We start from the raw sequence: 3079 nt of genomic DNA, 5'->3' as shown, positions 1-3079 counted from the left end.
AGGCCGTCGTCATAGCTGAGCGCCGAAGCATCCAGCAGCAAGCGGCGGCGCACTGGCAGGTCGCCGGCGATGGTCGGGCACAGCGTCTTCAGGAAGGCGCTGGCGGCCGACTCGACATCGCCCGCGATCTCGTCGACCAGACCCAGCGACTGCGCCAGCGATGCGTTCAACGGCATACCCAGCAGAGCGAAGCGGCGCGACCACGTCACACCGATCTGGTTCGCCAGGCGATGCAGCACCATGCCGGGCAGAATGCTGCCATCGCGGCGGCACAGGCTCATGGACAGCCCCTCGGCAGCGATGCGGTAGTCGGTGGTCAGCATGACCGCGATGCCGAGGTCGTTACAAGAGCCACTGACGGCCAAGATGGTGACGGCGTTGAGGCGTTCGATGCGGCGCAAGGCGCGCTCCCACTGGTTGACCAGCGCCACGTCGGGTTTTCCTCTGGCCGCCTCGGCGGCATCTTCCGGGCGAGCGCTCATCGCCACCAGCAGCGTGGCGCCCGTGCCTGCATCTTCCACGCAATCACAGGCGCTGTTAATGCTGTCGACCAGCGATTTGTCCAGGGAGCCGGAGACGTCGAGTTCCAGGCGGACCACGGTGCGGCCTTCGATATGCGAGATGGAGTTGAACTTGAACATGATGATTTCCTTTGCGTAGAGTTGGTCTGAAAAAAACTGTCTAAATTAAATGTATGAAGCAACTTCCTGAAGAAAAATGCGGCTGCGTCTTACCACTGAAGCAGCGCGGTCTCGATAGTCGCGCCCGGTCCCATGGTCATCATCACGGCATAGTCGCCGGGACTCACCAAGCCCTCATCCAGCAAGCGCTGGTAAGAAAACAGGAAGGAGCCGCTCGACATGTTTCCGTAGTCGCGCAGGACGCTCAGCGTATGCCGCACGTCGCGCGCCGTCAGACCGAGGTTGACTTTCACTGAATCGATCACCTTCTTGCCGCCGGAGTGGACGATCCAGTGGGAAATCTCACTGCGGCGCAGGCCGGCTTCGGCCAGCAACTGGTCGATCACCGGCTCGGCATTGGCGCCCACCACATAAGGCACGTCCTGAGCAAGGAAAAAGCTGAACTTGCCGTGACTGTCATCCCAGTCGAAGCGCATGGCATCGATCGCCTCGGCCACCACGCAACTGTTAAAGCCGAGAATGGTGGGCATGTTCGGCACGCGTTGGCGGTCGGCCACCACGGCCAGCGCACCGGCGCCATCGCCGAACAGGCTGTTGACCACGGCGGTCTGCATGGTGCCGTCGATCACATAGGCGGCCGAGCAGATTTCCACGCAAAGCATGATGGCCAGCTTTCCGGGATGGGCCTGGGTCCACGACGTCACCGCGTTCAGACCGTTGAGGCCGGCGTTGCAGCCCATGCCGACGATGTCGAGCCGGGCGCAGTCGCGCCGCAGATTCATGCGCTTGCACAGCAGCGCACTGAGGCCCGGAGTCAGCATGCCCGTGGTGGTGACGCAGCACAGGTAGCGAATGTCTTCCAGACTGGCGCCCACCTGCTGCAGGCAGGCCAGCACCGCGCGCTCACCGATTTCCAGCGCCTGGGTGCTGTGCTTCTTCAGCAGCTCCCCCTGGGTTTCGACGACGAGGGTACCGTCCGCCGCCGGCTGCGGCAGCGTCAGGTGGCGGCGTTCGACCGAGCCGCTCAAGAACATCAGGCGGATGCGGCGGTCGTCAATGTTGAAGGCGTCCAGCACGTCCTGCTGGCTGTACGCCGTAGCCGGCGTGGCAGTGCCGACGCCGACGATCTGGGCGTGCGCCGTTTCGAACACGGGCGCGGCCGCCTGCTTGCGGTAAGATGTTTTGGGGTGAAGCTGAATCGGTTCCTGAGTCATGGTCATTTTGATTCCTCTTGTCGATGAACGATGCGATGAGCGATGGGTTAAATGAATGCTGAGCTGTACCTAAAAAGCGTCCGGTACCTCGCTTTCCAGGCGATACAGCCGGCGCTGCAACAGCGACACCAGCGAAACGCACGCCGCCGTCAGTCCGACCGTGAAGAAGAAGAATCCCGTGCCGCGCCCCTTGCCGCTGCCGAACCAGGTGCCGATTGTGTCGAACCAGACGCCGCCGGGCATCAGGGCCGGCTCGAATACGTGATGCGCCAGGTTGCCGCCAGCCAGCGCGCTGAGCGGAATCAGGCTCATTTGCACAGCCTGCTGCAGGGCCGCGAAGCTGCCCTGGCGTTCACGCGGCACCTTGCGCCGCCACACCGCCTGCATGCAGGTTCCGAGGGTTGTGGTGCTGAGCATGACGACAAAGGAGGCGGCGCCCAGCAACAGCACCGACTGCGTGACGCCAGCCACGGCGATCGCCACCCCGGCCAGCAGATTGAACCCCAGCACCAGCGGGGTCCATCGCTTCGGACCGCCCCAGGTCACCATCACGACGCCGCTCAACAGGGCGCCCAGCGCGCCACAGGTGGTGATCAACGCCAGCGAAGCGGTGCTATGCATCGACAGCACCAGCGGCGTCACCAGCACGATCACCATGCCCGCCATGAAGCCGCCCATGCTGGTGTACGCATACAGCAGCGCCATGGCGGGACGCTGGCGCAGGAAGTCGAACGACCAGCCCAGGTCGCGGAAGGCGGAGCGCCTGGATTTGGCCACCGTCGCCTTCTCGACAGACGGCAGCTTGGCAATGGCCAGACTCGACAAGGCGATATAGAACGTCAGGATATCCAGCACCACGATACCCGACAGCCCGATCATGCCCAGCATGCCAGCGGCCAGCAGCGGAGCGGCGATCTGCGACAGCGCGCCGGCCATGCTGAACATGCCGTTGGCGCGGCCGAACTGGCTCTTGTTCACGATGCTGGTGATGGCGGCGTAGGCGGCCGGTCCCTGGAAGGCCATGCCGACCGACAGCAGCGCCTGCACGGCGAACAACTGCCACAATTCAAAGCGGTCCAGCCAGACCAGCACGCCGATGGTGGACACACAGCACAGCGCCAGCGCGTCGCAGGCGATCAGGATCTTGCGGCGGTCGAGACGGTCTGCCAGGCTGCCGGTCCACGGCAACAGCAGCAGCGCCGGCAGGGTGGAAAACAGTGTCAG

3 protein-coding genes are annotated in these 3079 nt (G+C 63.9%); all 3 read right to left on the bottom strand.

The genetic code is table 11. The features are described from left to right. Positions 1–641: enoyl-CoA-hydratase DpgB (dpgB, locus tag AC0V2Y_RS27730; protein ID WP_475418428.1), on the bottom strand; the 641-nt coding region annotated here is incomplete at its 3' end. 89 nt (positions 642–730) lie between these two features. Then, positions 731–1861 (bottom strand): 3,5-dihydroxyphenylacetyl-CoA synthase DpgA, encoded by a 1131-nt coding sequence (dpgA, locus tag AC0V2Y_RS27725; protein WP_475418041.1) that lies wholly within the window; start codon positions 1859–1861, stop codon positions 731–733. A 63-nt stretch (positions 1862–1924) separates the two neighbouring features. Then, on the bottom strand, positions 1925–3079 hold a 1155-nt coding region (locus tag AC0V2Y_RS27720), incomplete at its 5' end, for an MFS transporter (RefSeq protein WP_475418427.1).

The organism is Janthinobacterium sp. BHSEK (assembly GCF_056174685.1).
This window is presented reverse-complemented; position numbering and strand designations above follow the sequence as displayed.